The 2,162-nt window shown below is 57.9% G+C and carries 3 protein-coding genes and 1 pseudogene; 2 read left to right on the forward strand and 2 right to left on the reverse strand.

What is annotated here, in order from left to right:
- Both WMO29_RS16605 and WMO29_RS16610 read right to left on the reverse strand, forming a co-directional pair.
- Window positions 1–365, reverse strand: a pseudogene (locus WMO29_RS16605) (two-component sensor histidine kinase); the annotation flags it as partial.
- Window positions 362–1,039 (reverse strand): response regulator transcription factor, encoded by a 678-nt coding sequence (locus WMO29_RS16610; protein ID WP_074925768.1) that lies wholly within the window; start codon window positions 1,037–1,039, stop codon window positions 362–364. The gene WMO29_RS16610 and the pseudogene WMO29_RS16605, both read right to left, overlap by 4 nt.
- A gap of 147 nt (window positions 1,040–1,186) precedes the next feature.
- Between WMO29_RS16610 and WMO29_RS16615 the strand changes: the two genes are divergently transcribed.
- Both WMO29_RS16615 and WMO29_RS16620 read left to right on the forward strand, forming a co-directional pair.
- Window positions 1,187–1,333 (forward strand): CD1871A family CXXC motif-containing protein, encoded by a 147-nt coding sequence (locus tag WMO29_RS16615; RefSeq protein WP_349165546.1) that lies wholly within the window; start codon window positions 1,187–1,189, stop codon window positions 1,331–1,333.
- Window positions 1,317–2,162 (forward strand): 4Fe-4S binding protein (locus WMO29_RS16620; protein ID WP_435391208.1); only part of this gene is annotated, 846 nt, incomplete at its 3' end. The genes WMO29_RS16615 and WMO29_RS16620, both read left to right, overlap by 17 nt.

Genomic DNA, 2,162 nt, shown 5'->3' on the forward strand with positions numbered 1-2,162 from the left:
ACCTGCTCCACCTGCGAGGTAAAGCTGCGCAGGGGCTTGAGAGCGCGTCCGCTGACGAAATAGGCGAGGATGCCGCTGAGCAGCGTTACCGCCGCCGTGATGTACCAGTTGGTGGTGCGGAAGCGCCCCTGCACCCCATCGACGACGATGGTCAACTCCTCGTTGGGCGCTATGAGCTGCGGGTCAAAGCTCGCCGCTTCGCCATCATTCAGGATCACCGTGCTGCCGCCTTGTAAACTGTCCGCAATGGTGTCCATATAGTACACACCGGAGGAGCATAGCAGCAAATTCATGGCCACGCAGGTGATGCCGATGAGCAGGACGGACATCAGCGTGATGCGCCACTGCAGGGAAAGCCGCTTCATTCCTCCTCACCTCCCATCAGATAGCCCTCGCCGATGCGGTTGCGGATGGGGTCATAGCCCAGCACGGCGCGGAGCTTTTTGCGCAGGGCGGAGATGTGGACGCGAATGGAATTGCTGAAGCTGTCCACGCTATTGTCCCAAACGTGATCCATCAGCTCCTCCTGACTTACTGGCCTTCCTTGATGCACCATCAGGTATTCCAGGATTCCCGTTTCCTTCCGGGTGAGCGTCAGCGTCTGCCCGTTGACGGTGGCGGTACGGGAGCGGGTGTCAAAGGTCAGGCCTCCGCAGCTTAGCAGCACATCCTGCTGGGTGAACTGCCGCAATGTCAGGCTACGGATGCGGGCCTCCAGCTCCGCCAAGTGGAAGGGCTTCGCCAGATAGTCGTTCGCCCCGGCATCCAGCCCCTGTACCTTGTCCTCCACTTCGCTGCGGGCGGAGAGGATCAGCACCCGCGTCTCCCGGTCGGTCTGCCGCAGGGTGCGCAGCACCGTCATGCCGTCCTTTTTCGGCAGATTCAGATCAAGAAGCACCAGATCGTATCGTTCCACGCCCAGAAGCGCCAGCGCCTTTTCGCCGTCATAGCAGTAGTCCACGCTGTAGGCTAGCCGCCGCAGGCTGCGAACGATGGTCTCACACAGGGCGCGTTCATCTTCAATTACTAAAAGGTGCATGAGAGTCCTCCTTTTTATTTCTTCGTTTTTGTGTTGCTTTCATTATAGCAAAAACAGATAAGGTTTGTGTTAAGTTTTCGTTCTTAACAGAGACTTTAACTCTCCCGCGCTATAATGGGGGCAGAAAATCGGAAAGGGTGATGAAAAATGAGCTACAGGAAAAAGGCCGCGGCGCAGATCGTGCTGCTGATGGCCGGAGCTGCCATGCTGTGCTTTGGTGTCTGGCGGGGCGAGGCGGCGACAGTGCTGAGCAAAGCAATCAAATTATGTCTGGAGTGTGTGGGCATTGGGTAAGAAGTTTTCAGGCGTTTCACAGACCACGTCCCGCTTCCGGGGCTGGATTCAGGTGGGTGCGACGCTGCTGACCAACCTGCACCTGCCGAACTTCCTCAAGGGCGGACTGTATCAGGGCGCTGGGAAAACCGTCTGCGTGCCGGGGCTGAACTGCTACTCCTGTCCGGCGGCCTCCGGAGCCTGCCCCATCGGGGCGTTTCAGGCAGTGGTGGGCTCGTCCAAGTTCAGCTTCTCCTATTATATCACAGGCTTTCTCATTCTGCTGGGCGTGCTGCTGGGGCGCTTTATCTGCGGCTTCCTCTGTCCCTTTGGCTGGTTTCAGGAGCTGCTGCATAAGATCCCGACAAAGAAGCTCTCCACAAAGAAGCTCAAGCCCCTGACATACCTCAAGTACGCTGTCCTGCTGGTGATGGTTTTCCTGCTGCCGACGTTCCTTGTGAACGATGTTGGCATGGGAGACCCCTTCTTCTGCAAATACCTCTGCCCCCAAGGCGTGCTGGAGGGAGCCATCCCGCTGTCCCTTGCCAATTCCGGCATCCGGGCGGCGCTGGGCAAGCTGTTTACATGGAAGTTCAGCATCCTGCTGTCGGTGATCGTGCTGAGCGTACTGTTTTACCGGCCGTTTTGCAAGTGGCTCTGCCCGCTTGGCGCATTCTATGCGCTGTTCAACCGGGTGTCCCTCTTCCAGATGAAGGTGGATAAGAATAAGTGCGTTTCCTGCGGGAAATGCGCCAGAGCCTGCAAGATGGATGTGGATGTGACGAAAACGCCCAACCATACCGAGTGCATCCGCTGCGGAATGTGCATCCGCGCCTGTCCGACGAACGCC

Source organism: Laedolimicola intestinihominis (genome assembly GCF_040096155.1).
GTDB classification, from domain to species: domain Bacteria; phylum Bacillota; class Clostridia; order Lachnospirales; family Lachnospiraceae; genus Laedolimicola; species Laedolimicola intestinihominis.

Bases quoted from the DNA above. Each gene is read 5' to 3' on its own strand.
- WMO29_RS16610 (WP_074925768.1), bottom strand. From the start codon at position 1,039: ATGCACCTTTTAGTAATTGAAGATGAACGCGCCCTGTGTGAGACCATC.
- WMO29_RS16615 (WP_349165546.1), top strand. From the start codon at position 1,187: ATGAGCTACAGGAAAAAGGCCGCGGCGCAGATCGTGCTGCTGATGGCC.